The organism is Novipirellula methanifontis (assembly GCF_052161655.1).
Classification (GTDB): domain Bacteria; phylum Planctomycetota; class Planctomycetia; order Pirellulales; family Pirellulaceae; genus Novipirellula.
Window position 1 is genome coordinate 6,165,633 of sequence record NZ_CP197418.1, and the last position, 26,936, is coordinate 6,192,568.

The window sequence follows — 26,936 nt, forward strand, 5'->3', positions numbered from 1 at the left end:
ATGCCTGAACCGCTGCTGTATGTGAAGTCGTTCGCGGTTGCGTTGATCGCCAGTGCATTGTTTGAGCTGGTGATCACAAAACGGCATGGCGCTGCGACAACGAGCCTGAATTTGATTTCCACGCCAGCGATTGGCGTTGGAATGGCGATCGGATTTATGGTGATGAAGCTGCAATGGGCGTGGCCGCCCGGGAGCGCATTGGATCGGTTCCTGACGATCATTTTGCCCGCTGCGATTTGTATTCAGTGGATCGCGGCTGCCCGACGCACACCACTTTGGTTGACATGGCTAATGCGAATTTGCCTGGTTGCTGCAGTACCACGGATTCTGATGCACCAATCGGTGTATTTGAACGAATCAGGTGAATGGACGTTGTGGCAAACCTACCTTGCAATGATCATTTGCAGCGGTTTGTTCGGTGTCGTCTGGTTGTTAATGTGCCGACTGTCAAAGCGATCGTCTGAAGCGGTCTCGATTCCGCTCTCGCTTTGCTTGTCGATTCAATCCGCTGGAGTCTGCGTGATGTTAGCGGGCTATATAAAAGGTGGCGCCGTCGCTATTCCGATAACCGCAGCGGTTCTGGGGACCGCGATCGCCGCAGGTGTTATGCGGAAACGAGGTGAGGTTAACATCGCGTTCCACTCGGATGCTCTGATTGGCATTGCCGTAGTGATGCTGTTTTCGGTGCTGTTTTTCGGGCACTTCTTTGGCCGCCTTACGATCACAAACGCCCTAGCGATGATGATCGCACCCACGCTTTGCTGGGTAACAGAAATGCGTGGCATACGACAGCTCAGCCCTTGGCGTGTGGGGGCGATTCGGGTGGCCTTTGTCGCGATTCCATTAATGATTGTTTTGGTGGCAGCGAAGCGTGACTTTGACCGCAGTTTTGCCCCGTTGCTGAAAAATAATGAAAAGAACGAAATCCAAAATCGTTACGCACGAGCGTTTCCAATTGAGTTAGAATCGAGCTCCCTCCACTAAACCTTCCCCTCCAACAAACGGAACCTACCTATGGCCGTATCGCGTAATCGTCGCTCATTTCTGAAGTCCAGTGCAATCGCCGGTGCGGCGATCACGTTGCCCGCGCTTTCCTATTCACGAGTCTATGGAGCCAATAGCCGACTGAGTATTGCCAGCATCGGGACCGGCGGCAAAGGCTGGAGCGACCTGAATGGCGTCGCAGCCAGTCCGCATGTCCAAGTCGTTGCACTCTGCGACATCGATAGCTCGGAAAAGCACCTTGGCCAAGCCGCACAGAAATATCAGGAAGCCCGACAATACGACGACTGGCGAAAGGTGCTGGACAAGTCCAAAGAGATCGAAGGCGTGATGGTATCGACTCCCGATTTCATGCATGCCCCCATCGCCTTGCCCGCCATGCAACTGGGGAAGCATGTGTTTTGCCAAAAACCGCTTACCCATTCGGTTCACGAAGCACGGCAGATTACGTTGGCTGCCCGCAAGTTCAATGTGGTGACACAAATGTGTAACCAAATCCAATCCCATTCGGCCTATCGCACCGCCGTCCATATGGTGCATACCGGAATGATTGGCAAGGTCAAAGAGGTGCATTCGTGGCAAGGTGGCAAACCATCGTGGCCGCGGCATTTGGCTCGTCCCACGGGCAATGATCCTGTGCCATCGAACGTTCGCTGGGATTTGTGGCAAGGCGTTGCGGAAGAGCGTCCTTACAAAATCGGGATGTATCACCCCTTCAATTGGCGCGGCTGGCAAGCGTACGGGACCGGGCAACTTGGCGATTTCGGCTGCCACATTTTGGATCCCGTTTTCAAATCACTGAAACTGGGTTCGCCTAACAAGTTGACGGCCGAAGCACCAAAGTTGTTTCCTGAATCATGGACCGACGAAGCGACGGTTCGTTACGAGTTCCCCGGCACCGAGTACACCGCCGATTCGACGCTGCGAGTGACTTGGTATGACGGTGTGGGAGCGCAGCCTCCGCGTGAAAAATTGGGCGATATTCCGGCCGATTACGCGTTGCCCGGCGCGGGATCGGTACTGGTTGGCGAAAAGGGATCGCTTGTGATCCCCCACGTCGCGATGCCCAAGTTGTTCCCCGAAGACAAATTTCCAGCGGACAAATCGCCGGTGATTGAGAGCGTCGATCACTACACACAGTGGGCGGACGCCTGTCGCGGAGTGGGTGAAACGACATCGCACTTTGATTACGCCGGACCGCTAACCGAGACTGTCTTGTTAGGCACAATCGGCATTCGGTTCGCGGGTCAGGAGCTGAAGTGGGATGCCAAGTCGCTAGCGATCACCAACAACGCGGACGCTCAGAACTACATCACCAAGCCATACCGCAAAGGCTGGGAACCCACTTGGGTCTAAAAAAGGTGTCCGAAACCTTTTTTTAGGGGGCGAGGCGGATTTTGGCTAAGTAGATACTCGTTTTGCCTTCGTGCGACGAGTAGTAGCTGACCCAGAGATGATCGTCGTGCCAGACCATGCCTGCGTAGCTGGTGTCTCCGCCGGAGGGTAATGCGAGAGCCTCGGTCAATTGCCCTGCATTGGCGTCGAGCCAGCAGAGTGACGTGCGAACTTTCTTGTCGTACAAGCGAACGGTTGCAAGGATGCGACCATCGGGCAGACGAATCATGTCGGGACCACCGATGCGTATGTCGAGACTTTTCCAATCCCACTCGGTATAGGGTGGTCGCGACGTGCCGAGGTTGGCCGTGTTGGGTGTGCCGTCTTGACGCAACAGACAGTAGGCGGTGTCGTCGGGCAGGAAAATGACCGAGGATTCATTGGGGTAGGTTCCAGCAACGTCAACTTTTTCAATTAACGTTTCAAAATGGTTGCCGTCGTTGCTGCGAAAAAGACTCAGGTTACGTTGTTTCGTTCCGGTGCCGTATCCGAATCCATACGCATGCCCTTTATGCCACGAGATTCGCCACAGCCAATTGTCGAGCGTTCCGACTTTTTGTTTCGCGGTCCAGGTGGTGCCGTCATCAGAAAACCAAACCAGCGACTGGTGATGGCGTCCGCTTGGCGTTTCGATCGCTTCGGCGCCAGCCAACATTAAACGGTCGTCGGGCGTCACGGTGATTTTGGCATCGCGAAGATCGGAATCATCCGACGTGACCAGGGCGGCGGATTCCCAGTGGACCGCGTCGGTCGACGTCAGCACGCGAAGGGCTCCGTCAGGCGATTTGTGGCCAGAGCCTTCGCGAAAGACGCAGTACCAACGATCTTTGAATCGCACCAAGTCGGTGAAAGCGTTGTGCGGCGCGGCATCCCAGATTCGTTGGACATCGACCAGGACCGGTTTGCCATGATTTGCCGCTACCGCGTCGGCTGAAAACGAATCGTCAGCCGCGTTGGCTAAGGCGGGAATGATCAGAAACGCGAGCACGAGGAAGGTGTTTTTCATGGTGGGGGATTCTTGAAGGTGGGAGGGGATTTTTCGCACCGCGTGCGAAAGGAGGGGAGTGACGATGCGGTAGTGCGATCGAGATCACAAGTTTAAACGTTCGCAGGACACGCGTGGGGTTACGACGCGCGGCATTGTGCATCTATTCGTGAGCCCCGTATTTGCGAGACCGGCGGAAACCTCTCGATTCAGGAGTTCTCACCCAAATTTTCTGGCGGAATGTAAACCTTGCTCGTTGCACGACTTGTCGACTAGCGAGGGCGTGGTAATTTACAATCTAGGTGGTTGCCGCTGACTGACCTTTTTCGTTTCGCTAAACCCTCGTCGCCGAACACAATGACAACTTTCTACGCAACAGGCTCAAAAACCGCCTCGCTCACCAGCGAAGACCTTCGTGATGCCCTCATGCAGACATTTGCTGCAATTGGCACTCCGGAGCGGGCACTGTTGTTGCCGCCTGACCACACGCGTTTGTTTAGCCGTGCGGGGGAATTGACCGTTTTGTGCCACGAGATTCTGGGCGACCGCGTCAAAGACATCATGCCTGCACTGGGGACGCATTCGCCGATGAAGGCGGACAAGCTGGATCACATGTTCCCTGGCATACCTCATGATTTGTTTCGCCCTCACCTGTGGCGAGATGACGTTGTTCGTATGGGAACCGTGCCGTCGGAATTCGTTTCCGAAGTCACCGGCGGCATGTACGATCGCCCCTGGGAAGCTCAAGTGAACCAACTGTTGCGTGACGGCGGCCATGATTTGATCTTCTCACTCGGCCAAGTCGTTCCACACGAAGTGATCGGGATGGCCAATTACAACAAAAACGTGTTTGTTGGTACCGGCGGCAAAGACGGTATCAACGAGAGCCATTATTTGAGCGCTGTCTATGGCATCGAACAAACGCTCGGGCAAGCCAACACGCCGCTGCGTCAAATTTTGAACTATGCATCGGACCATTTCTGCAAAGATCTACCGTTGGTCTACGCGCTAACCGTGATCGAGCAATTGCCTGATCGAAGTTTGCACACCCGTGGATTGTTCATCGGCGACGATCACGATACGTTCTTTCAAGCTGCGGAGCTGGCAAGTCAAGTCAACATCACTCAGATCCCCCGGGCGCCAAAACATGTCGTCGCCTATCTGGATCCGAACGAATTCAAAAGCACGTGGCTCGGTAACAAAGCGATCTATCGAACACGACTTGCGATTGCTAACGGCGGACGATTAACCGTGCTGGGTCCCGCGGTCGAAGAATTTGGCGAAGACGAACAGATCGATCATCTGATTCGCAAATATGGATACCGCACGCGTGAAGAGGTGATTCGCCTGGTCGCCGAGAACGAAGACTTGGCAGCCAATCTTTCGGCAGCAGCTCACTTGGTCCATGGATCACCGGAGAACCGATTCGAAGTGGTTTATGCTGCAGGCAATTTGTCGGATGAAGAAATCCGATCCGTGGGATACACGCCCGGCAACTTGAAAGAGCTGATGAAACGCTACGACGTTGAAACGCTGCAAAACGGTTTTCACAAGGACGTGGATGGCAGCGAATTCTACTTCATCCAAAATCCATCGCTTGGATTGTGGCAGGCTGATCGCGGTTAATGCCCGATCGCAGTTAATGACCGATCGGGATTAGTAAATTGACGCCATCCTCGATGGCAGAGGCTCACCTGCACGGCACGCAAGTCGCGGCTATGCAGGGTGTGCCGACTTCGTTAAACCGGATCTAGTTGACCTGGACTTTGTTACAAACCTGACAAAGGATGCCAGCTTGTCGAATCGTGGGGACAAGTTCGCCGCGAAGTTCGTCTGAGGGCAATTCGCCGCGAAGCACGACGGAGCGGTTCTCGAACGAGATCTCCAACGATGCGAAGTAGTCGCCTAAACGCTGATGCAACCGGATCATCGATTGGATCCGGTCAAGCGTACGTTTGATGTTCGATTCAGTGTTATTGATTGCATACATCTTATTTGCCTCCGAAATCTCGATTAGGGTTAGGTCACTAACACACTAAGCGGGAAATGATGCAAGTTTGTGTCTAGAAAAAACAGGCATTTTAAGGATTCATTACAGTTAGGCTCAAAGTACAAGAAATTTCACAGATTCCGGCAATAATTGCTGCAGTCGGGAAGCTGCACTTCCAATCGTCCGGTAAGCAATGCTTCTGAGTTGGCAAAATTTGGATGTAATCGCGATTGTTGCCAGATCAAAACGTGTACGATAGCTTCACCCATTGATTGGACTGGCTGTCCCAGGATCGGCATTGTTTGCTGACGCTTCCGAAACTCATGTAAAATTCGAGGCCTTTCCTTCGAGGAATGACCGCTTGACTGAACCAGAACCAGATCATGCAAATGACGTTCCAACTCAGATTCCACAGCCTGCGGTTGGACGGCTAAGTTTGTACTTTCGCGAGCTCTATCGGCTACGTGACGCTGAAATTACCACCACAAACAGCAAAGAACTGGGCAAGCTAGTCAATGTTTCTTCGCCTGTGGTCCGCCGCGATCTGAGCGCGCTTGGCACAATTGGGCAACGTGGCGTTGGTTATTCGGTTGATGCGTTGATTGAACGCATCGGCCAGGTGCTGGGATCGGGAAAGCAGTGGGAAGTTGTTTTGGTTGGTGTCGGATCGCTTGGCGACGCGTTGCTGCGTTATCGAGGATTCAGTCGACTTGGATTCAAATTAACCGCTGCGTTTGACGTTGATCCGACACGAATTGGTTCAACGATTGGCGGAGTCGAAGTGATTGATGCAAAAGAGCTTGAGCGAGTGGTAACGGCTTCGCCACCGAATCTCGCGATACTCGCGGTGCCGGCCGACAACGCAGCGGAAGTCGCCACGTTGCTAGTCAAATTAGGCGTTTCGGGCATCCTCAATTTTGCCCCAACCACGTTGAAACTGCCGCCGCGTATTGCGGTCGTCAACGTTGATCTCGCAAGTGAGCTGCAACGTTTGGCGTTTGCAGTACAAAGCGGCAAATGATTTCGACGTTTGCACTGATGAATCGCTGGCGCATCGTTCGCAGCCGCTTCATTTTCATGCAGGGAAGCTCATAGCAGGCAGTCGGAACGTTAAGTGGCGGGATGATTTGTAGCGGAAGTCGTCAAGACTTTCGTGAATCGCCGAACAGGTCGAAACTCTTGACGAGTTCCGCTACGTCCGAAATTGTTCTGACGGTGCTAAGCAGGTTGGCATCAGGACAAATTGCCCCAACGGTCCCTGTTTGCCACAGTTTCTTTTCTTCACCGTGCTGTGCCGCGCATTTCGAACCAAGATTTCCGCGTTAGGAATTCCAGGTCGAGGCCAAACCGTGAACTATGTTTCAGCGAGCGAGGACTGAAGTGCCGCTTCATTGGTGCCCATTGCGCAGGAACTGAATCCTCGCAATCATTTTTACTGTTACGACCGGAACGAGAGACGTGCGAACCGAGTTGTCCGCCGAAACAAAGCAGACCTTTTCAGTCGTTGCCTTATTTGCAACGGTCTTTGTTGTGGCAATCCATTATCAATCAGCTGCCCCGCCATCACCGTCGCTCAGCGATGCATCGGTCAACGAATTGCTGCAAGAGTTTTTGATCGGCGGAGTTGCACGGTTCGCAGTTCCGATGTTCGCCTTTGCCGCCGGATTCTTTTATTTCCACAGCGATGACGGATCGATTCGTACTTACGTTCGCAAACTCAGCCAACGTGCGCGCAGCGTGTTGGTGCCTTATTTGGCCATCGGATTCGTGGCGACGCTGTTTTGGGTTTTGGTTCGAATTGCCGAGGGCAAAGCCATCGAGTCGTCGCCTGCGGGTCTCATGGTCACTTGGCTGCTACGTCCGCCTGCGGAACAGCTGTGGTTTTTGCGGGACTTGATAGTACTGGTTATCGCCGCGCCGATCGTGCGGCAGATCACCCGCTTGCCTTATTCGATCGGGCTTGTCGTGACCGGATTGCTCTGGATCAGTCCGTTCCAGCCATTTCCCGTCTTGCATGGATGGTACTTGTTGAATACCGAGACGCTGTTTTTTTTCTGTGTCGGATGTGCGGCGAACCAGCACACCGAACTCTTTGAACGACTCGGTCGATTCAGCACGTCGACTGCGGTTGGATTTGTCATTGTCTGGTTCGATTTAATCATTGCCAGAATCATGCTGCGGCCTGATTTTGATTGTTGGTATACAGCTGACTACACCGTGGACAGTTTGTTAATTCACAAGGCCTCGATCATCGCTGGATGTCTATCCATTTGGATGGTTTCTTGGAAAGTTCGCCAGCCCTCGTTGATTCGATTGTCGGGGGCCGCGTTTTTTGTTTACCTGATCCACGAATTTCCACTGCGTGCGGCAACGGAGCGAGTGGTTGAACCGATGCTGGACAAGGGCGCTTGGTTTTGGGTGCTGTTCCCGGCGGTGACGCTTGGCTGTTTTACCGCCGCGATGCTGCTGAATCGATACATACCTAGGGCAATCGCACTTATTACGGGCGGACGAACACCCGATTCGATTGCCAAACTTGCTGGCGTTGACTCGCCTCGCCCCGTTTATCTGTCGCATTCCCGTGGTCCCGCAGCAACGACCCACTAAGGCAAAACCAAATCATGATGCTTCTTATTGTCCTATTTGCGCTCGCGGCGATCATTTGGATGCTTCCGCTGATCCAAACGGCTCGGACGTTTCAGTTGGCGACGTTGGTGCTGGTGACGGGAACCGTGCTGGGGCCGGCATTTTTTTCAATTGACGGTCCTATTCAACTGAGCTTGGATCGCTTGCTGTGGGGGGCGATGTTTGCGTTCGTCGCGATCCGTTGGAGAATGGGCGAGCTGAAACTGCCACAACTCAACCGTGTCGACGCCGTTGTCGCCGCAATCACGGTTTGGTTGCTTGTCAGTGTGATGATTGGAGGCGCCGATCCACCCAAGGAGGCTCCGCCGATCGCGAAATGGTTGTTCTTTATCGCGATGCCGGTTGGCATGTACGTGGTTGCCCGGATTAGCGAGGTAACGGAGTCCGACCTGCAATGGGGCTACCGAGTTTTGCTAGGCCTTGGGTTGTACCTTGCCGTGATGGCAATTTTTGAAGTCTCGGGGATGCATGCACTCGTGTTTCCTCGGTACATCGTCGACCCCAAAGACTGGGAGTTTTTTGGCCGCGGGCGTGGTCCGTTGCTCAATCCGTCCGGCAATGGCATCGTGATGTGCACGGGATTGGTGATCGCGGTTTTAGGCGTCATCCGATCGACGTACCGCATGCGTGCGGTCTATCTCGTACTTTCGGCACTACTGCTGGCTGGCGTTTACTGCACGTTGACGCGAAGTGCTTGGATGGGAGCGATCGCTACGGTTGGGATCGTCGCGTTGATCTACTCACCCCGTTGGGTTCGTGTCCTCGGGCTTGCTACCGCAGTGTTCGTCGGCGGTGCCGGTGTACTCGGGCTGAAGGACCAACTTTTGCATTTGAAACGCGACAAAAATCTGACGTCCGCGGACGCAGAGAAGTCGGTTCAACTGAGACCGCTGTTGGCGGTGGTCGCGTGGGAGATGTTCAAGGACCATCCGATCACCGGGCATGGTTTCGGCCACTACTTTGCCCACTCGAGTAAGTACCACAGCATCCGCAGTTACGACATGCCATTGGAGAACGCACGTCCGTATGCTCAGCACAATGTGTTCCTAGCGATCCTCGTCGACTCGGGGTTGATCGGTTTGTCCATGTTGATCGTGATGCTCGTCACGATCTCAGGCATGGCGTGGAATCTTGCACGAAACCAAGGGCATTCCGTCGCGATACGTTGTGGCGGACTCATTTGGCTGGGCACGTTTGCGGCCTACTTTTGCAACGGAATGTTCCAAGACGTGACGATCATCCCGATGGTCAATATGTACTTGTTCTTTGTCGCTGGGATTGCCGTTTCGCTTTACGAACGAGGCGTGGAAACGCGTCGGGTGGAACAACCAAGACATGTGGGGAGCTTCTCCCCCGTTTCGCTGGCGCAGTAGAAACTCGCTCGAGCGTGTACGATGCTCACTACGGAGGACGATCTCTCAATCGGAGATGAGTCGTCATCGCGAGTCATTCCCTCGGTCACATCCGTGGCAAAGGTGGGGGCTCGCACCGTTTGCTACCCGCCTGCACACGCCCACCGTCAACATTATGGAATCGAACCTTCGTCAACGCGTCCGCGTTACCCTCGATCAACTGCGCCGCGAACTATTAGAACAGCGGACCGACGATGGACATTGGGTCGGCGAACTGTCGGCTTCCGCGTTGAGCACTGCAACGGCCGTCAGCGCGTTGTCGGCCACACTGATTCACGCTACGGGATCGATTGCGAAAGCGGATTCGATTGGGGATCAGATTGTCAGCGGAATCCAGTACCTCTGCCAGCAACAAAACTCCGACGGTGGATTCGGCGACACCGATCGCAGCCATTCCAATATCGCGACCAGCTACCTTGTGCTCGCGGCATCCTCGTTGGCCGAACAAAGCATGGGGGCGGGGCTGGATCAGAATCAGCTTGCGTCGCTGAAAGTTTATATTGAACGCGAGGGACAAATCGAAGGACTGCGGCGACGCTACGGCAAAGACAAAACGTTTGTCGTGCCCATTTTGGCAAACATGGCGATCGCGGGTCTTGTCTCGTGGGACGATGTGCCTCGATTACCGTTCGAGGCGGCGGTTTTTCCGCAATCGATGTACCGTGTCTTGCAGATGCCGGTGGTTAGTTATGCCATTCCTGCGCTCGTCGCGATTGGCCAAGCTCGGCACTTTCATGGTTCCAAAACCTGGTTGCCCCTTCGCTTGATTCGATCCGCTTCGGTCAATCGATCGATGCAGGTGCTGCGGCGGATGCAGCCCGATAGCGGCGGCTATCTCGAAGCAACCCCGCTGACGTCCTTCGTGCTGATGAGTTTGGCGGCAACGGGGCGTGCCGATTGCGAAGTCAGTCGCGGTGCGATCCGTTTTTTGATGGAATCGATGAGCTCCGATGGCAGCTGGCCGATCGATACAAATTTGGCGACCTGGATCACTTCGCTGTCGATTTCGGCCTTGGCGGGTGATCCCGATGATGATGGATCTTGGTTCACGCCATCGCTTGTTGATTGGCACCTCGGTTGTCAACATCGCCAGCGTCATCCTTTTACAGGTGCTGAGCCGGGTGGTTGGGGATGGACTGATTTGTCAGGAGCCGTTCCGGATGGCGATGACACACCCGGTGCCGTGCTCGCAGTGAAACAGATGCAACGTCATTCGCCGTCCACGCAAGTCGCTGCGATGGATGAAGCTATTTCCGACGCTCAGCAGTGGTTAATCGGTTTGCAAAATCGAGACGGTGGTTGGCCAACATTTTGTCGAGGCTGGGGCAAGCTGCCGTTCGACCGCAGCAGTACCGATTTGACGGCCCACGCGTTACGGGCGTTTGGCGAGCATGGATTGAATTCACAAGCAAAATCGAAAGCGGAACGCTTTTTGAATCGCAGCCAGCAGCCCGATGGTAGCTGGCTGCCGCTGTGGTTTGGCAACCAAGATCACCCCGACGAAGAGAATCCGGTCTATGGAACATCGCGGGTTTTGTTGGCGGGTGCGGCAGGCTTTTTGAGCGATGAAGCGATCCGCCGGGGGGGCGAGTACCTCTGCAATGCCCAGAATTCCGACGGCGGCTGGGGTGGTGGTTCGTCCATTTTACCCTGGATGAATCGCGAGTCGGTCCGTGCGGACGGCGTTCAGACGGATCCCGAATTAGTCAGCAGTGTGGAAGAAACGGCGGTCGCGATCGAAGCTCTGGCGTCCATTTTTGGTAAAAATGGACGTCTTATCACGAATGATCATGGAAAAATGGCAAAGGATTCCGCTGACTTGGCCCAATCCGGCGCCAGTGGTGGGAAGAATGACCCGAAACAAGTTATAATCCGTGGCGTTGAATTCCTACTGCAAAATGTCCACGATGGACGTCATCGTGTGCCTTGGCCGATTGGATTTTATTTTGCCAAACTTTGGTACCACGAAAAACTCTACCCGCTTGTGTTCACGGTCGCTGCGTTGTCAAGCTACCTGCGATCCGAGTCGGATTGAGATGGCAAAACATCCCATCGGCTCCATCCCTTGATGATCCCACCTAAGGAATCTGGTTTGTCGACCGTAACCACTTCAAATAATACGTCCAATTCGGCTGACGCTCCTGTCGGATCGACAGCGCGACCCACGCGTCGCAAAACGAGCCATTTAAAAGACGTTCCAGCGACGCTCGAACTTCGCGAAAGTTTGCGATCTCGCTGTGCCGAGGTCGCCAAGCGAATCGACCGATCGGTTCCCTTGACCAAGGACCAAATGGAACAAATCGCTCGGCGTTTTCTCGAAGAAGCCGATCTACCCGAAGGCTACTTGGGGTGGATGATGGTGATGATCAGCAGCGAATTTTGGAAAGACCAATTGGCGTCGGTTCCGCCCGAGCGACGATTGTTCTTGCTGCCGCACTGCTTGAAACATGCCGAAGGATGTCCCGCCGAATACGATCAATTCGGTATGAACTGCAAAGAGTGTGGGGCATGCAGCATCGCCGATTTTCGCTCCATCGCCGAAGAGATGGGCTATCGCGTGTTAGTCGCCGAAGGATCCCCCGTCGTGCTGAAGATCATCATCGGTGGCTATGTCGATGCCGTCGTCGGTGTCGCCTGCTTGAACGTGCTCGAGAAAGCGATCGATAAAGTCCTGCTCGCGGGCATTCCGTGTATGGCAGTGCCGCTGTTGAGCAGCGATTGCCGTAACACCAAAGTGGACGAATCATGGGTCGAGCAGATGATTCGCACGCCCTACGCGCCGGCAACTCAACAGACAAAGAGTTACGTCCACTTGATGCGTGCCGCAAGTGAGTTGTTCGAACCTGACTCGATGAACGAATTGGCGCCGCGTGTTCGAGACCAATCACCGCTTGGCGTTAGTGCGGTGACCACGGAATCGATTGCAAACCTTGATACGATTGCTGCAACCGAGCATATTGCCTACGACTTTTTGGCTCGTGGTGGTAAACATTCGCGGCCGTTTATTACCCTGGCGGCGTACGATGCAATGACCGGGGGTGATTGCACGGGCGACAAGGGCAGCGAGCTGGTAACGGAATTGCCCGTCACGGTGCGACGAGCGGCGATGAGCATCGAAACGTTCCACAAAGCAAGCTTGGTTCATGACGATATCGAAGATGACGATGCGTTCCGTTATGGACAACCCGCTGTCCATCATCGTTTTGGGTTGCCCACTGCGATCAATGTAGGCGACTATCTGATCGGATTGGGATATCGATTGCTCAGTCGGCGTGATACTGACGATTCGATTTCGTCTGACGCACGCGTGGATGTGCTAGACGCCTTGGCAACCGCCCATACTCGGTTAGCCGAGGGACAAGGCGCAGAGCTGCTTTGGCGAGATTCCAAGAGCCGACAACTTTCACCACTCGACGCCTTGAAAGTCTATGCACTAAAGACGTCGCCTGCGTTTGAGGCGGCTCTGTTTAGCGGCATTCGCTTGGCCGGCGATGCGGAAGCGTATCGCAAACCGATCCGTGATTTTTCACGTAACCTTGGGGTCGCGTTCCAAATACTGAACGACATCGGCGACTGGACTGGCGACGACGACAACAAAATGTCCGCCGGTGGCGACTTGTTTGGCGGACGTCCGACCATTTTGTGGGCACTCGCTTTGGAAACACTGAAGGGTGACGAGCGAGCGTTGTTGATCAATCTGGTTGACAACCCCTCGCAGTACAGCGACAGCGAGCGCATGGCCATTGCGACGAGGCTTTATCATTCCGCCAGTGTCTTTGAGACCGCGATGAAATTGGTCGATAAACATCAAGCAAGAGCCGAAATGGTGGCCGACGAACTCGAACCCGAGTCGCTTCGTCGGTTGCTATACTTCTTAGTCGATACCGTTTTGGAGCGACCCGAGATTCCCACGCCGAACGTCATTTCGTTGAGCTCCATTCCAGTCAACTCGCTGCCAGTTGTCTGATACAGTTCGAGAACCGATTCGATTTCACACCACGCATTCATGAAGGATTCGATGTCGCCTAAAAAACTCAGCATCGAAATCGAGCATCTTGTCGGTCAATTTTACTCGTTGACCGAAGAAGCAGATTCTGAATCGGGTCTCGAGCGGGCCACCAGGCTTCGTTCCGAATTAGCCGTGTTCGAATCGGTCGACAGCGTCCCGCCGCCGTTCGATCAGCTGTTGGATCACCACAAACACATGACGGTCACTGTGGAAGCGTTCCATGGTCAAAAGGTCGATGTGGTAGTGCATCGGACGAAACGACTCGACAATTGGTACTCGCGTGAAATCACGTTGGTGACCCAACAAGACAAAAAGATTGTTCAATACGGAATCGTCCGTTTAAATGTCGATCAGTTGAGCGAACCGGTGTGGAGTCGAATCGAGAGTGAAACCACACCGCTGGGTCGGGTTTTGATCGATCATAACGTGCTGCGTCAGGTCCAGTTGTGCGGATTATGGCGAGTAAACGCGGGGCCGTCGCTTGCTTCTATCATGCAAGTTGAAAATGGTGAGACGCTTTTTGGACGGACTGCACTAATCTATTGCGATGGCGATCCTGCGATCGAGCTGCTCGAGATCGTTGCGCCTGTGCCCTCTGCCTGATCCCGCTCCCTCGCTCTCTTGAGGATTATTGAAATGCCGTTGCGTCTCGTGTCAAAACGTCCCTCGTTTTCTTTTTTGTGCATCGCGACCGTCTCCGTCATGATGCACGCCACTTGTCTTTCGCCATCGAGTCATGGCCAAGATCAAGACTCGCTCTCGGCGTCCTCACTTCGCGCAGCGGGCTTGAAGGCACTGCAGGAAGGCAATCGCGAACTTGCAATCGAATCCGCTGACGCGATCGTTCGTCAACACAACAATGATGCACGTGCCGTTCGTTTGGCTGCGGACATCTATCTACGAAGCGGTAAAGTCGAGTGGTCGGTTCGATTGTTTAACCGCTACGCCAAGGCGGTTCCCGAGCAAATGCCCGAACTTTGGCAGCGGGGCATCGCCCTCTACTTCACCGGCAATTACGACGAAGCCGCCAAGCAATTCGAGGTTCATCGCAAGGTCAATCCAAATGATGTCGAAAATGCCGCTTGGCATTTTCTATGTGTGGCAAAGTCAAAGTCGTTCGAGCATGCGCAAAAGGTGATTTTGCCCGCTCCGAGTGATTCGCGGATCCCCATGGAAGAAATCTTGCAAATGTTGTCCAGTGGGAATACCCAAGCGGTCAACGATCGAGTGAACGAAACCAAGGTTGGCACACCCCAACGCGCCGATGCGGCGTTCTATGGTGATTTCTACCTCGGACTGTATGCCGATGCCGCAGGCGATATAGCCAAAGCGAGCAAGTTGATGGATCGTGCAGCGAAAGATGCACCTCATCACTACATGGGCGATATCGCCCGAGTCTATGCAGCCCATCTAAAAAGTGATGATGCGAAAGACGGCGGCAAGTAGTCGCTGATCGCTATTCAAAATAGTTAACGAAAGATTCGTTATGTCCAAAGCGGATTCACCCCGCCGTTCTCGCGTCAAAATCGCCATTTTGCTATGCGTTTTGGCGTTTCCAGTTTTGCTCTGCTCGGGAGCGGCAACGTGGTGGTTCGGGCGGCAAACAATCGCCGCTGGGGAACTCGCAAAGAAACGTGCCGAACTCGTTGCTCGTGGCTTGCCGATCGATGACCAATCGATCACGGAATTCCGTTCAAAGCGGATGAGTCACGAGTTTTCAGATCGTTGGATGCTGTTGCTGGATCAACTCGAATCCCCAGCGTTTCTCGAGTCCTGTAAGGGTGTCCCGATTGTGGGAGTCACTGATGATGATCCGCCTGTTGCGTTGGATTCACCGAACAAATATCAAGACGATGTCGAGCGTTTTTTGAATCAGTGGTCCGATCTTCGCGCCGAGTTGCATGAGATCGCCGAGGGCAGCGGCGCAATTTGGACTGACATTGAATTCGAATCCTATGCGACCTTATTGCCTCGTGTGCAAAATACTCGATCGGCCGCGAGGTTGCTTTCGCTTGAATTCAAAGATGCGATCCGACGTGATGATCGCGATCAAGCGTTCCATAGCATTATGGCGACCATTGGTGTTTCACGATCTATCGAGTCGGAACCGATTTTGATTGCGTCGTTGGTTCATATCTCGATCAGTGGCATGGCACTAGAGAATTTGAAGCAAGCGATTGAACTCGATCTGTTCAATGAAAAACAGCTCGTCGAGATTCTCGACCAGCTCAAATCGTTCGATGACTTCGGCACGAAATATCGACTTTCCATCGCAGGCGAGCGCGCGATGTCGCAGCCAGCCTTTGATGATCCAAGTAAACTTTTGGATGAAGATACCGGAAGCAACGTCGGTAGTCGTCCCATCGACGCGTTGGCCTCACTGGAATTGTTTGAGCAAGCCGAGGCGATTCCGACCGAAAACCTGACTGATTTCATGAGCGGGACAAAGCAGTTAGGGTCGCAGATGGACCGCGAGTTTCAAGAAGCGGGCTTGTTGCGAAAATACGATACCATCCTTACCGGTTTGACAATGCCTGCCCTTGGTGCGTACGCAGCCGCAGTGGTACGTAATGCGATGCAAACAAGAATTGCGAAGATTGCGATTGGATTGCGATTGTTTCAAAAGCGAAACGGCCGCTGGCCTAATTCATTGGATGAGATTAGCTCAAAAAATATCGGCATTGAACTGGGCCCAACGGAGCCGATCGGAGACAAGCCGTTCGGATTGAATGTGGATAACGGTGCTGCCGAGCTTTGGGGATTCGTTCCTGAGAATGCCAGTGACACGACGCCCGACTCGCCGGTGGATCCGATGTCAAAGCCCGAAGATTGGCGTGAGCACTGGGAATATTGGCACTGGAAACTTCTGGCCGCAAACGAAGCAGAGTCGCGGTAGCTGTCAGTTGTCTCCTCCGCCGAGTCAAGCTCGACGGACGGATGTTTCTCGAGGCCGCGCCATTCGTGCCTCAGGCGGTAAAATTTGAGCGTTACGCTTGCTGCAATCGGATGGCTTACGCCGCAATCGCTACCAAAGTAGATGTCATTGGGCTAGCGCTGGACAGCTAAAACGTTGCTGTTGTCATTGTGTTTTGTGGGTGAGTTTTTGTTCCCGCCGATACTGCAGTTACCTCTCCCCCGACTTCGGAGGTCGTGCAGCTTTTAAGCTGTTTGTTTTCCTAGACTTATGGCTCTTTGCTGTAGTTTATCCAGACGCAGGAGATTTTGAGCTAGGACCAACAGACCGGTCTCGCAGCGGGCTCGCTTTATTCCGCGACCGTGAAAGCGGTCCACTCGCCGATTCCCTTTGGCGTCGCCAAAGGAGAGTTCCACGGTTTGCCCGCGTAAACGATAAAGCGTCTTGCAAGATTCACTTGCCATCTTCTCGCGTTGAGCCTCCAGCATCTCTTCGCCTTCGATTCGCTTGATTCGTCGTGGGCCTTTGCCGCTGAGACAGCGTTCGGCCAACGGACAGCCCTCACAGAACTTCGCGTCACACTGATAGGTCGATTGGTAAACATATCGGTCGCCCATACGCATCTTCTTTTCTCGCCACAAATAGGCTAAGCGGTGACCTTGCGGGCACACATAGCAATTCAATGAGGCTTGAAAACGAAATTCTTCGCGGGGAATTTGAATTTCGCCGCTGCGTGACTTCCGCTTTGCAGCGCTACCGCTGGCCGATGGCGGTGCCAGCAAATCAATGTTCCGATCACGCGCGTCGGTAAGGTCAAGAATGCTGCAGTAGCCGCCATCGGCCAGCACCCTCTTGAGTTGGCCGCCGAATAACTTTTGCGTCTTGTCGATCATGGGGGCCAGCGTGCCCGCATCCGTTGCAGAGGCTTGACACAGATAACTAACAATCAGTCGACTGACCGGATCGACCATAAATTGAACGGTATACAACGGACGATACGTCTTGCGTTTATCGCGGCCCAGCGGCGCAATGGGGTCAGTCAAGCTGACGGTGATCTTGTCAGGATCTTTGCGTTTATCACTCGGCTTTTTAGCGTTTTCATTAATCCGTTGCTCCAGTACGATGGCGGCCGCCTCGATTCGAGAGGCCAAATCTTGTCGGCCTGACTCCGTTGGCGGCACCCATTTGGGAAGAGGATCGGTTCGGCAGTAAGTGCCGTCGATCAGTTCTTTTAAGAGTTCCTGTCGCCTCTGGAGAGTGTTGCGATTGACCATCCGATGCCGCGATGCACAGGCGGCAATCGACGTGCCATCTAGAGCCACCGTGGTCGGGTCAAGATGCCCTTGCTCGATGGCCCGTTGGGTCACGTCGTCATGAAGCCTCTCAATGACGTCGCCGATGCGATCACGAAAATCATACCAAGTTCGACGAGCCGGCGTGTATCCATGACCGAGCCATTGCATCGCTTCGTTGAGCTTGGCTTCTTCCTCCCAACTTGCAGGGCTGAGTCGTCCCTTGAGGAACTGATAGAGAACCATCTGCAAAAGCAGAATGGGATCGTAGGGCTCCTGGCCCCTACCACTGTACATCCGATCGACTTCGCTACGATCAAGTTGTTCAACCTGCCGGCGAACAATTCGTGCAAGATCGTCCGGCGGAAGTTTGGCATCAATTTGTTTCCATCGCTGATCGCTTGCTGGCAGAGGGACGGGGCGATAACTGACTTTTTAATCGTCTCTGAATCGTTTATGCTCATGGCGACCTCCGTGTGGCTTGGAAAGAACAGCGACGCACATTCTGTGCGAAATCCCAATCCAAACGAAGGTCAATTTTTTTGCGCTAACCCCAGTTGTTAAAACAACTTAAAACCTGTACGACCTCTTCGTCGGGAGGGTGAAGCAAGTGGTTGCTACCACTCAACTTAAACGCCGCACAACCTCGAAGAAGGTGGAGAGGTGGCAGGAAAATTGCGCAACCAAGAATCAAAACAATCCCAAAGTCTTAGCAGTCTAGCCCGACCATTCGCCCCTCTTTTTGTGGGCGATGCATTGAGCCCCCTCCGCTGACGACGCAATGGATTCAGCGTTTGCAGCCGAACACACTCGCTCCGGTGCGTTCTTGCGTCACCTCGGGCGTGTCAAAGGGGGGTGTGTAAAAGACACGGCGCAGCAGGCTCCAGGCAGGACAGATTTCTGTCATTGACGTGACAAATGCTGCGTAAAAGGCGAGCGTCACTGCTCTTTTTGTCAGCAAAGATTTGGCGTGCTGTGCACTGGGCGAGGCGAGTGCAACCTTAACTTGCGCCGAAGGAGACTTCTAACGCCCAAGCAAAACGACATGTTGCGTTGGCGTGTCAGTTGCTATTAGCTCATCACATTGAGCGAGTGGGATTCTGCGTTGTTCACAAAATATCCAAGCTCAATTGAGGACTTCTTCACGAACTCACCTAACACTATTTGCCGACAAGAACCGATGCGATTTGCATGGAAGCGTGGCGATCACGTTGAACGTTAGGCAGACGAATAAAGTAAGGACGACAAACATGGTAATAAATTCAAACACGACGGCGGAGAATGCCGCATTACGGATCGATAAAGTTGAAGAACTCAGCTGGAGACTGATGGACGAAAATATCTCGGACGCTGACTTGCAAAAACTCGAGCAACTGCTGAGGGAAGATGTTGATTGCCGTCAACGCTATTTAGATTGCGTGAAACTGCATTGCGAACTCAAGTCTTTTTTTAAGGCCGGCTCTGAAGAGCAGAAAGCAACCCCCAACAGTGCAATGCTCGGGATGTTGTCGCGAGGATTACCAACGTCGGGATCCACTATTCTCCAGCGATAGCTATTGCAATAAAAGCTCAGGACGATTTTTCACGATCGGAGATCGCCACAAAGTGTTGCCAAAGGTGCTCCGCCAAAATTCATTCGACATGTGCTCGCAACGCGATGAGCGCTGGGGGTGCTGAACCAGTTCCGCGATGTGATAGATCGTTTGCGTTGCAACGTTGACTTGCTTCGATCAATCCTGCCACCAGCAATGTCGTGCTCTGTTTGACGCGTATTGCTTGGCGTGAAAACAGCTTGAATCTTCGACAAATTTGGATCGAGTCGGCACTTCGGTGCGGATGCGTTGTGCATCAGCGATCTTCGTTACCTATAATGCCACTGCCGATCCCCCATTGCGGTTCCCATTCATTCGAACTGCGAAACGAATTTGTCACGTAGGGCACGCTTTGAGGCTACCTCGCCTGCCCGCCATCGAGAGTCACCTATGATTCGATTGTTCAACAAGCGATTTGCTGTCTGCAGTCCGTCCAGCTCAGGCCAGCACGTCATTCACAACGACAGCGGCCACCCTGCACGCGGACGGTACGCGGCGAGTTCCTGTCTCTGGATCGCCATCGTGGTCGCTATGCAGGTGCTCAACGTGCAAACGTTGTGGGCGGCGTCCGGCGAGCAACCGAACATCGTCTTTATCCTGGCGGATGATCTGGGGTATGGGGAACTTGGTTGTTACGGCCAGGAAAAAATTAAAACACCTAACATTGATCGCCTTGCCAGCCAAGGAATGCGTTTTACGCAGCACTACACGGGGGCTCCGGTATGTGCGCCGGCGCGTTGCGTATTGATGACGGGCCAAAATTTGTCGCATGCCCAAATCCGTGGGAATCGTGATTCCGGAAACGGACGCATCTACCCAGGCCAATGGCCGATCACCGACGACGCCGTCACCATTGCAGAAGTCCTGAAAACGGCAGGCTATGTCACCGGAGCGTTTGGCAAATGGGGACTTGGCCCCTCCAACACCTCCGGCTCGCCGATCAAACAGGGCTTCGATCGCTACTTTGGATACAATTGCCAACGGAACGCTCACAGCTATTACCCTCCGTTTTTAGACAGCGACGAACGCGAAGTCCAAATCAACCTCTACCCGATTCCTGGACATGACCGCAAACCGGAAGGCCAGGTGATTGCGGACGACTATCGGGCGAAGAATTATGCTCCGGATTTAATCCTCGCCGAGGCGACCAAGTTTATCGACAAGAACAAAAACAAACCGTTCTTTCTGTACTTGCCGTTTGTGGAACCTCACGTTTCCATGCAACCTCCGCAGCAATGGTTAGACCAGTACCCCGAATCTTGGGACGAAGAGAATGGGCCCTACCGAGGTGAAAACGGATACTTGCCACACCCGCGGCCACGCGCTGCTTATGCATCCATGATTTCGGATCTCGATGAACACGTTGGCACGATCCTTGAGCGTTTGGAGGATCATGGTCTGAGCGAAAACACCCTGATCGTCTTTACATCGGACAATGGACCGACGCACGGAGGCCGCGACCCTCGCTTTCATATTGGCGGTGCCGCTTGCACTTTCTTCAACTCGACTGGCGGACTGCGGGGTTTCAAAGGCAGTTGTTACGAAGGCGGAATCCGCGTTCCTTGTGTCGTGAAATGGCCAGGCCACGTCAAAGAAAACAGCGTCTCTGAATTGCCATCCTATTTCCCCGATTGGTTCGTAACGCTCAGCGAGGTCGCAAAGATTGATCTGCAAAATACAGGATCGACGAAAAACACCGCGCTGGACGGGATCAGTCTACTGTCGGAATTGACATCCTCGTCGACGCCAACACGCGACAGTCCTCTGATTTGGGATTTCCATAATTACGGGGGCATCGTCGCTATTCGCGATGGCAAATGGAAAGCGGTTCGACGGGATCTCTTGAAAAAGAAACCTGGCGACTGGGAACTCTACGACTTGGACACCGATCGCGACGAACAAAATGACGTCGCTGCGGAGCATCCCGAAGTCGTCAAGCGACTCGAGGCAACGTACTTGGATACACGAACGATCGAGCCCGACTTTGCGCTCCCCATCTATGACAAGTTAACTCGTAAAAATGCGAACTGATCTTCAGCGGCCGAGCTTTCACCGGCATTTTACTGTTCACTGCCCCTTACTCTTCCTACTGAATTCGCAAGACAAAGAGCACCATGACAACGCGTTTATTTAGATCACTAGCGATCGTCGCCGTTTTGAATGTCGTCACCGCCGTGACGATCGATGGAAAAGAGGCCAAGCACGCCGTTCCGGTATTTAAGGACGGTGAAGCACAAATTGTCGAGGAGTTTAAGGATTCCGACTTTTGGATTCGACACGATCTGTGGGTGGAAACCGAATTTGATTCCGATGGCGATGGCAAGCTGGATCGTATGCATGTGGATGTCACGCGGCCTCGACAAACCGATACGGAAGGCTTGAAATTGCCGGTGGTCTATGGATCAAGTCCTTACTATTGCGGCGTGGGAGATTCTGACGAAAAGTATTTCTGGGATACACGACACGAGCTGGGTGAGGTGCCGCCGCCACGGAAACATATGCCCGAAATCGAACTAAAGATCCAGCGACCGATTATCTCAAAGAGACATGTTGAAGATTGGCTGCCTCGTGGTTACATCGTTGTCCATTCTTCGTCGCCGGGAACCGGACTCTCCGAAGGTTGTCCGACGATCGGAGGAGACAACGAATCGCTCGCGCCCAAAGCCGTAATTGATTGGTTGTGCGGACGCGGGAAAGGGTACACTTCGATCGATGGCGACGAACCCGTGACGGCGTATTGGAGCACGGGCAAAGTGGGAATGACGGGAACCTCGTATAACGGCACGATCCCTCTAGCAGCGGCGACAACCGGCGTCGAAGGACTCGAAGCGATCATCCCGGTTGCCCCCAACACGTCGTACTATCACTACTACAGATCCAATGGATTGGTGCGGCATCCGGGCGGTTATCTCGGTGAGGACGTCGACTATTTGTACGACTTTATTCACAGCGGGAATGCGGCACGACGCGAGTATTGCGATTGCGAAATTCGTGACAAAGAAATGGCAGAAGGAATGGATCGCGTCAGCGGGGATTACAACGACTTCTGGGCAAAACGTGACTACATCCATGACCTCGGTCCGATGAAAGCGGCGCTGTTGATGGCGCACGGTTTCAACGATTGGAACGTCGTGCCTGAGCACAGCAATCGAATCTACCAAGCCGTAAAAGCCAAAGGAGTTCCGGTACAGACCTACTATCACCAGGACGGCCATGGTGGGCCGCCGCCGATGAAGCTGATGAATCGATGGTTCACGCGGTACCTACACGGAGTCGAGAACGATGTTGAAAAAGATCCGCGGGCTTGGATCGTGCGAGAGGATGCCAAACAAGAAAATCCAACTTCGTACGAGGACTACCCCAACCCCGCAGCGTCACCGGTAACGTTGCGGCCGACCGCGGGAGCCCCTGAGCGTGGCACACTCGTTCTTGAGTCAGGCTCGGGTCAAGGAACAGAGAAGCTGGTTGACAACTTTTCATTCAGCGGGGAATCGCTTGCCCAAGCCGAGTGGACAGAGCATCGACTGATCTATGTCTCCGAAACGCTTACTGAGCCAATGCATATATCAGGGACACCAAAGATCGAATTGAAATTGGCCAGTAGCAAGCCGTTTGCGAATCTGTCGGTTTGGCTTGTCTCGCTGCCTTGGAACAATGACAAGAAGGCGAAGATCACCGACAACATTATCACCCGTGGTTGGGCGGACCCTCAAAATCAGCATTCGATGCGCGAGAGTGAGCCGCTGGAACCCGGGAAGTTTTATGATGTGAAATTTGACCTTCAGCCAGACGATCAAATCATCGCGAAGGGCCAGCAGATTGGGCTGATGATTTTTTCGAGTGATCGCAACGTGACGCTATGGCCAACGCCAGGTACGGAATTGACGGTCGATCTCGATGCGACGCAGCTGAGTCTGCCTGTGGTGGGCGGAGTCGAAGCGTTTAAGAAGTCGACTCAGAAGAAATCCGAAAATGCAGATGCGGAGACTGCGGCAAAACCGGCACATCCATAGTTCTGGTTTTGTTAATATTCTCGCAAGTGGCGGCTAGGCATGAACACAATGCTCAAAGATGTGATGACGGAGCTCGAGTCGCTTGGCTCTGCTCAGACGCGAAAGACCTATTTGCGCCATGGAGCTACCGAGCCTCTGTTTGGCGTAAAGTTCGGCGATTTGCGTCCGCTGCAAAAGCGGCATCGAGGCGATCAGGTGTTAGCGGAAACGCTAATGGAAACGGGCAACAGCGACGCCATGACATTGGCGTTGCTGATCGCGGATCCGACGCAAGTTAAATCTCGCCAAATCGACGCGTGGCTAAAACCGTTGCAGTATTCTTTGCTGGTTGGGATGGTTGCGGATTTAGCTTCACGCACTTCTTGTGCAGCAGCAAAGTGGAAGAAGTGGTCCAGAAGTCCTCAGGAGCGAAGTTTGGCGGCCGGCTACACGTTACTTGCGAGTTGGCTAGTGCATGATGCTGCGAATGTGCCCGACGAGATTGCCGACGCGGCGCTGGATCGAATCGAAGCGACGATTCATGATGTGCCCAACCAAGCAAGGCACGCGATGAATCAAGCTCTGATTTCAATCGGAATTTATTTGCCTGCTTATCACGACCGAGCGATGAGTGTCGCCAAAGCAATCGGCAAGGTGTCAGTAGATCACGGCGACACGAGTTGCAAGACGCCTGATGCCGCAGCGTACATCGAGCGGGCACTGAAGTCAGGCCGGCGAAAACGTCCGTCGTGACAGTGGCACCAGTGTGATGTTCCAGACTGACGCCAAATATCCGGATCGCACAATGTTTTACCTGTCTCGGCTGTGAAATGCTTGCATTGGCAACGTGTCTGGGTGATCGCCAGGACTGGTTCCCCGGCTCCAGTCCAACGCCGTGAACGATTTCCTGGTAGCTACCTTCGCCAGAAGGTGGTGATTTGCAGTGGACGCCAACAATCCACGCTCTGGCGAGCGTAGCTACGAAACGCAAATGCTCTAATTTCCAGCCTAAAAATCGCTTATGGCGTTAGGCAGGAGCCTGGGAACGAGCGTTTTTTGCTGGCATTCGCCAAAATGTCTCGCATTGGCCACGGAAAGCGCTTGGTGGTTTGCTCCGGACTTTACGCGAACGGCCTGGGTCGGTTAAATCGTAGCTGTAACTTCAATACAGACTTAAATTACGCGAATGAGGATTGGAAACGAATGGTTTCTCGATTGGCTTTGATGATGGCGTTGCCCGCTTTGGTTCTAAGCACTGGCACGGCGGTCCACGCCCAAGCCCCTGCCACGCCGGTCTACGTAAAGGTCGATACGACAGAAGGCGCTTTTGTGATCGAATTGGATTCGGCGAAGGCCCCTAAAACCGTGGAAAACTTCTTGAAGTATGCCAAAGAGGGCCATTACACCGATACGATCTTCCACCGAGTGATCGATGGTTTCATGATCCAAGGTGGCGGCTTTACCGCAGATATGAATGAAAAAGATGCACCTCGGATGGTGCGAAACGAAGGCGGAAATGGCCTGAAGAATAATCACTACACCGTCGCGATGGCACGTACGAGTGCTCCTCACAGCGCCTCGAGCCAGTTCTTTGTGAACACCGCAAACAACGATTTCCTCAATCGTGAGAATTCACAAGACGGTTTTGGCTACGCGGTCTTTGGTCGTGTCGTCGAAGGCAAAGAAGTTGTCGATCGTATTGGCAAAGCGGCGACGCAAGCGAAGCCGAACCCGAAAGTTCCAGGCATGCTAATGCAAGACGTTCCGACAACTCCCGTTGTCATCAAGAGCGTCGAGGTGGTTGAGAAAAAATAGAATCGGGCTTCACGATTCTCCCTGTCACGAATGCAGCATTGCCTTCTGTCATCACCATGAGACAGAAGGCTTTTTTGCGCCGAATCAGTAGCCTGTTCGGTTACGCGGGCCCAACGACACAGGCCCAGCCGATCGACCCGTTCGCCGAACAGTTCGCGAATAACCCGCACAATCGCTAGGGAGTGTCTGCGTGGCTAAATCAACCGTACTTTCTGCCCCACCAAAATGAGCTGGTCGTCGCGTTTGAAACTACGCTTTATCAGGACGGTCGATTCAGTATCGTTATCGCTTATCGGGTCAAAACTACAGAATGAAATTGCCACTCTTCATTCTCCGCTTCTTCTACGCCGTTGCTCGTCGGTTACAGATCGCCGATGCAACCCGTTTGCTTTATTTGGAGCCCAAGAATTTTCGCACCCAAGCGTTACCTGCGGGTTATTTATTGCGTTCGCCACGCGCGGGTGAGTTATTCGAACTGATCCAAGCGGGAAAGGCACCTACAGAGATCGGCAGCCCACGCGGTGTGTCCGGGCAGCGCCGAGTCGTGGTGATCACAACGCCCGACCAGCAAGTCGTTTCGTTTCTATGGATTGCCATTGAGTCGGTCAACGCAAACGAGAATTTTTCGCGTGCTCGTCACCTAGGGACATCCGTTGACCTGCCACCGCAAGCCGGGTTCCTGTTTAACGCATGGACGCATCCAGAACACCGCGGAAAGCGATTCATCAGCTGCATGATTTCCTACATCATCGAAAATCGATTAGCAGAAACCGATACACTTGTGACAACGATGGATTGGACAAACGAGCGATCATCCCAGGCGTTTGGCCATGCGGGAATGAAACCGATTGGCACCGTGGTCCGACTAGGGCGAGGTCCGGTGCAATTAAGTTTGCTGCCACGAGCGGCAAGCCAATTAGGACTGAAACTGGCTTGCGAAGCGCCGGGCTACAAACTCGCGTTTTAACAAATAGCGTGTTTTTTAGCCGATATGGCGATGTTCAACTACGCCGCAGCCTGCTCTGGCTTTCGCACAAATGTGTTTTCTTGAGCGATCACTTCATCGGCAAGAGCACGGTAATCGATTGCGCCATTGCTGTCAGCGGAGTACTCGAAGATCGACTTGCCGAAACTTGGTGCTTCGGCCAAACGAATGTTACGGCGAATGCGTGTGTCAAAGAACTTGGCACTACGATAGAACTCACGAGCACCCTTACTGGCTTCAAAGAACTCGTTGATATCGGTGCTGACTTCGGCAGCAAGCCGAGTGTTCGAGTCGTACATGCAAAGCATCACGCCCGAGAGACGCAAGTCGCTGTTGAGTCGTCGTGAAACCACTTCGATCGTCCGCAACAGTTTGCTCAATCCGTGCAGCGCCAAAAAGTGTGGCTGCAGCGGCAAGAACACTTCATTCACCGCGACCAAAGCGTTGACCGTCAATACGCCCAGGCTGGGCGGACAATCAAGAATAAAGTAATCAAACGGTTCGTCATCGGCGTCGAGCTTGTCGCGAAGAATCATCTCGCGGCCCACTTCGCTGGCGAGCTCTAGCTCGGCGGCAGCCAAATCCAAGTTCGATGGAATCACGCACAGGTTCTCATTCACCCAGCAACGTGCTTGCGCGATCGTCGCTTCCCCACAAAGCACTTCATACATACTGGCTTCGCCGTCAACGGCGGTAATGCCAAGGTGCAGCGAAGCATGGGCTTGCGGATCGAGGTCGAGCAAACATACGCGACGGCCTTGAGCGGCAAGAGCAGACGAAAGGTTGACGGAGCTGGTCGTTTTGCCAACACCACCTTTTTGGTTAATCACAGCGATGGATCGCATGGTACATCATCCTTGATGGGGCGAGTTAGCGGTTGTTGAGAACGTGGAAAAAAGCTGTGCAA

The 26,936-nt window shown here is 53.6% G+C and carries 21 protein-coding genes; 17 read left to right on the forward strand and 4 right to left on the reverse strand.

All coding sequences use genetic code 11. The annotated features are described in order from the left end of the window. A complete protein-coding gene (locus SH528x_RS22185) occupies nt 1-984 on the forward strand; it encodes a hypothetical protein (RefSeq protein ID WP_442505640.1) in 984 nt (327 codons plus the stop codon). 30 nt (nt 985-1,014) lie between these two features. Beyond that, nucleotides 1,015-2,358: a Gfo/Idh/MocA family oxidoreductase gene (locus SH528x_RS22190; RefSeq protein WP_442505641.1), complete on the forward strand. Its 1,344-nt coding sequence runs from the start codon at nt 1,015-1,017 to the stop codon at nt 2,356-2,358. A gap of 22 nt (nt 2,359-2,380) precedes the next feature. Here SH528x_RS22190 and SH528x_RS22195 read toward each other — a convergent pair whose 3' ends face one another. Then, nucleotides 2,381-3,403: a sialidase family protein gene (locus SH528x_RS22195; protein ID WP_442505642.1), complete on the reverse strand. Its 1,023-nt coding sequence runs from the start codon at nt 3,401-3,403 to the stop codon at nt 2,381-2,383. Nucleotides 3,404-3,739: 336 nt separating this feature from the next. Here SH528x_RS22195 and SH528x_RS22200 point away from each other — a divergent pair, with 336 nt between their 5' ends. Continuing rightward, entirely contained in the window at nt 3,740-5,008 is a 1,269-nt protein-coding gene (locus SH528x_RS22200) for a D-mannonate epimerase (protein ID WP_442505643.1), read from the forward strand. 124 nt (nt 5,009-5,132) lie between these two features. Here SH528x_RS22200 and SH528x_RS22205 read toward each other — a convergent pair whose 3' ends face one another. Beyond that, nucleotides 5,133-5,372, reverse strand: a complete 240-nt coding sequence (locus tag SH528x_RS22205) for a hypothetical protein (protein WP_442505644.1) — start codon at nt 5,370-5,372, stop codon at nt 5,133-5,135. A gap of 361 nt (nt 5,373-5,733) precedes the next feature. Between SH528x_RS22205 and SH528x_RS22210 the strand changes: the two genes are divergently transcribed. The 8 genes from SH528x_RS22210 to SH528x_RS22245 all read left to right on the forward strand — a co-directional run bounded on the left by SH528x_RS22210 (nt 5,734) and on the right by SH528x_RS22245 (nt 16,335). Then, nucleotides 5,734-6,393, forward strand: a complete 660-nt coding sequence (locus SH528x_RS22210; RefSeq protein WP_442505645.1) for a redox-sensing transcriptional repressor Rex — start codon at nt 5,734-5,736, stop codon at nt 6,391-6,393. A gap of 437 nt (nt 6,394-6,830) precedes the next feature. Continuing rightward, complete coding sequence (locus SH528x_RS22215; protein WP_442505646.1) at nt 6,831-7,979, forward strand: acyltransferase family protein; 1,149 nt, start codon at nt 6,831-6,833, stop codon at nt 7,977-7,979. A 14-nt stretch (nt 7,980-7,993) separates the two neighbouring features. Further along, nucleotides 7,994-9,391: an O-antigen ligase family protein gene (locus tag SH528x_RS22220; protein ID WP_442505647.1), complete on the forward strand. Its 1,398-nt coding sequence runs from the start codon at nt 7,994-7,996 to the stop codon at nt 9,389-9,391. A 154-nt stretch (nt 9,392-9,545) separates the two neighbouring features. After that, nucleotides 9,546-11,465: a prenyltransferase/squalene oxidase repeat-containing protein gene (locus SH528x_RS22225; RefSeq protein WP_442505648.1), complete on the forward strand. Its 1,920-nt coding sequence runs from the start codon at nt 9,546-9,548 to the stop codon at nt 11,463-11,465. A 33-nt stretch (nt 11,466-11,498) separates the two neighbouring features. Further along, nucleotides 11,499-13,397, forward strand: a complete 1,899-nt coding sequence (locus tag SH528x_RS22230; protein WP_442505649.1) for a polyprenyl synthetase family protein — start codon at nt 11,499-11,501, stop codon at nt 13,395-13,397. A gap of 51 nt (nt 13,398-13,448) precedes the next feature. Beyond that, nucleotides 13,449-14,042, forward strand: a complete 594-nt coding sequence (locus SH528x_RS22235; protein WP_442505650.1) for a hypothetical protein — start codon at nt 13,449-13,451, stop codon at nt 14,040-14,042. A 33-nt stretch (nt 14,043-14,075) separates the two neighbouring features. After that, the gene (locus tag SH528x_RS22240) at nt 14,076-14,885 is read left to right on the forward strand and encodes a tetratricopeptide repeat protein (RefSeq protein ID WP_442505651.1); all 810 of its coding nucleotides are present in this window, start codon (nt 14,076-14,078) and stop codon (nt 14,883-14,885) included. 40 nt (nt 14,886-14,925) lie between these two features. Further along, the gene (locus SH528x_RS22245; RefSeq protein WP_442505652.1) at nt 14,926-16,335 is read left to right on the forward strand and encodes a hypothetical protein; all 1,410 of its coding nucleotides are present in this window, start codon (nt 14,926-14,928) and stop codon (nt 16,333-16,335) included. 263 nt (nt 16,336-16,598) lie between these two features. Here the strand turns inward: SH528x_RS22245 and SH528x_RS22250 are convergent, their stop codons facing one another. Beyond that, nucleotides 16,599-18,056: an IS1182 family transposase gene (locus SH528x_RS22250; protein ID WP_442512155.1), complete on the reverse strand. Its 1,458-nt coding sequence runs from the start codon at nt 18,054-18,056 to the stop codon at nt 16,599-16,601. An 839-nt stretch (nt 18,057-18,895) separates the two neighbouring features. Here SH528x_RS22250 and SH528x_RS22255 point away from each other — a divergent pair. The 6 genes from SH528x_RS22255 (at nt 18,896) to SH528x_RS22280 (ending at nt 26,011) form a co-directional block, all read left to right on the forward strand. After that, on the forward strand, nt 18,896-19,198 hold the full coding sequence (locus SH528x_RS22255; RefSeq protein ID WP_442505653.1) for a hypothetical protein: 303 nt from the start codon (nt 18,896-18,898) through the stop codon (nt 19,196-19,198). Nucleotides 19,199-19,627: 429 nt separating this feature from the next. Beyond that, entirely contained in the window at nt 19,628-21,268 is a 1,641-nt protein-coding gene (locus SH528x_RS22260; protein WP_442505654.1) for an arylsulfatase, read from the forward strand. A gap of 83 nt (nt 21,269-21,351) precedes the next feature. After that, complete coding sequence (locus SH528x_RS22265) at nt 21,352-23,250, forward strand: Xaa-Pro dipeptidyl-peptidase (protein ID WP_442505655.1); 1,899 nt, start codon at nt 21,352-21,354, stop codon at nt 23,248-23,250. 39 nt (nt 23,251-23,289) lie between these two features. Continuing rightward, the gene (locus SH528x_RS22270; protein ID WP_442505656.1) at nt 23,290-23,982 is read left to right on the forward strand and encodes a DNA alkylation repair protein; all 693 of its coding nucleotides are present in this window, start codon (nt 23,290-23,292) and stop codon (nt 23,980-23,982) included. Nucleotides 23,983-24,432: 450 nt separating this feature from the next. Beyond that, nucleotides 24,433-25,044 (forward strand): peptidylprolyl isomerase, encoded by a 612-nt coding sequence (locus SH528x_RS22275; RefSeq protein ID WP_442505657.1) that lies wholly within the window; start codon nt 24,433-24,435, stop codon nt 25,042-25,044. 310 nt (nt 25,045-25,354) lie between these two features. Beyond that, a complete protein-coding gene (locus SH528x_RS22280) occupies nt 25,355-26,011 on the forward strand; it encodes a hypothetical protein (protein WP_442505658.1) in 657 nt (218 codons plus the stop codon). Between the two features lie 38 nt (nt 26,012-26,049). Here the strand turns inward: SH528x_RS22280 and SH528x_RS22285 are convergent, their stop codons facing one another. Then, nucleotides 26,050-26,874: a ParA family protein gene (locus SH528x_RS22285; RefSeq protein WP_442505659.1), complete on the reverse strand. Its 825-nt coding sequence runs from the start codon at nt 26,872-26,874 to the stop codon at nt 26,050-26,052. Nucleotides 26,875-26,936: the final 62 nt, after the last annotated feature.

Excerpts from the sequence above, each read along its gene's own strand:
- SH528x_RS22185 (WP_442505640.1), top strand. The coding sequence starts at position 1 with ATGCCTGAACCGCTGCTGTATGTGAAGTCGTTCGCGGTTGCGTTGATC.
- SH528x_RS22190 (WP_442505641.1), top strand. The coding sequence starts at position 1,015 with ATGGCCGTATCGCGTAATCGTCGCTCATTTCTGAAGTCCAGTGCAATC.
- SH528x_RS22195 (WP_442505642.1), bottom strand. The coding sequence starts at position 3,403 with ATGAAAAACACCTTCCTCGTGCTCGCGTTTCTGATCATTCCCGCCTTA.
- SH528x_RS22200 (WP_442505643.1), top strand. The coding sequence starts at position 3,740 with ATGACAACTTTCTACGCAACAGGCTCAAAAACCGCCTCGCTCACCAGC.
- SH528x_RS22205 (WP_442505644.1), bottom strand. The coding sequence starts at position 5,372 with ATGTATGCAATCAATAACACTGAATCGAACATCAAACGTACGCTTGAC.
- SH528x_RS22220 (WP_442505647.1), top strand. The coding sequence starts at position 7,994 with ATGATGCTTCTTATTGTCCTATTTGCGCTCGCGGCGATCATTTGGATG.
- SH528x_RS22225 (WP_442505648.1), top strand. The coding sequence starts at position 9,546 with ATGGAATCGAACCTTCGTCAACGCGTCCGCGTTACCCTCGATCAACTG.
- SH528x_RS22230 (WP_442505649.1), top strand. The coding sequence starts at position 11,499 with ATGATCCCACCTAAGGAATCTGGTTTGTCGACCGTAACCACTTCAAAT.
- SH528x_RS22235 (WP_442505650.1), top strand. The coding sequence starts at position 13,449 with ATGTCGCCTAAAAAACTCAGCATCGAAATCGAGCATCTTGTCGGTCAA.
- SH528x_RS22240 (WP_442505651.1), top strand. The coding sequence starts at position 14,076 with ATGCCGTTGCGTCTCGTGTCAAAACGTCCCTCGTTTTCTTTTTTGTGC.
- SH528x_RS22245 (WP_442505652.1), top strand. The coding sequence starts at position 14,926 with ATGTCCAAAGCGGATTCACCCCGCCGTTCTCGCGTCAAAATCGCCATT.
- SH528x_RS22255 (WP_442505653.1), top strand. The coding sequence starts at position 18,896 with ATGGTAATAAATTCAAACACGACGGCGGAGAATGCCGCATTACGGATC.
- SH528x_RS22260 (WP_442505654.1), top strand. The coding sequence starts at position 19,628 with ATGATTCGATTGTTCAACAAGCGATTTGCTGTCTGCAGTCCGTCCAGC.
- SH528x_RS22265 (WP_442505655.1), top strand. The coding sequence starts at position 21,352 with ATGACAACGCGTTTATTTAGATCACTAGCGATCGTCGCCGTTTTGAAT.
- SH528x_RS22270 (WP_442505656.1), top strand. The coding sequence starts at position 23,290 with ATGAACACAATGCTCAAAGATGTGATGACGGAGCTCGAGTCGCTTGGC.
- SH528x_RS22275 (WP_442505657.1), top strand. The coding sequence starts at position 24,433 with ATGGTTTCTCGATTGGCTTTGATGATGGCGTTGCCCGCTTTGGTTCTA.
- SH528x_RS22280 (WP_442505658.1), top strand. The coding sequence starts at position 25,355 with ATGAAATTGCCACTCTTCATTCTCCGCTTCTTCTACGCCGTTGCTCGT.
- SH528x_RS22285 (WP_442505659.1), bottom strand. The coding sequence starts at position 26,874 with ATGCGATCCATCGCTGTGATTAACCAAAAAGGTGGTGTTGGCAAAACG.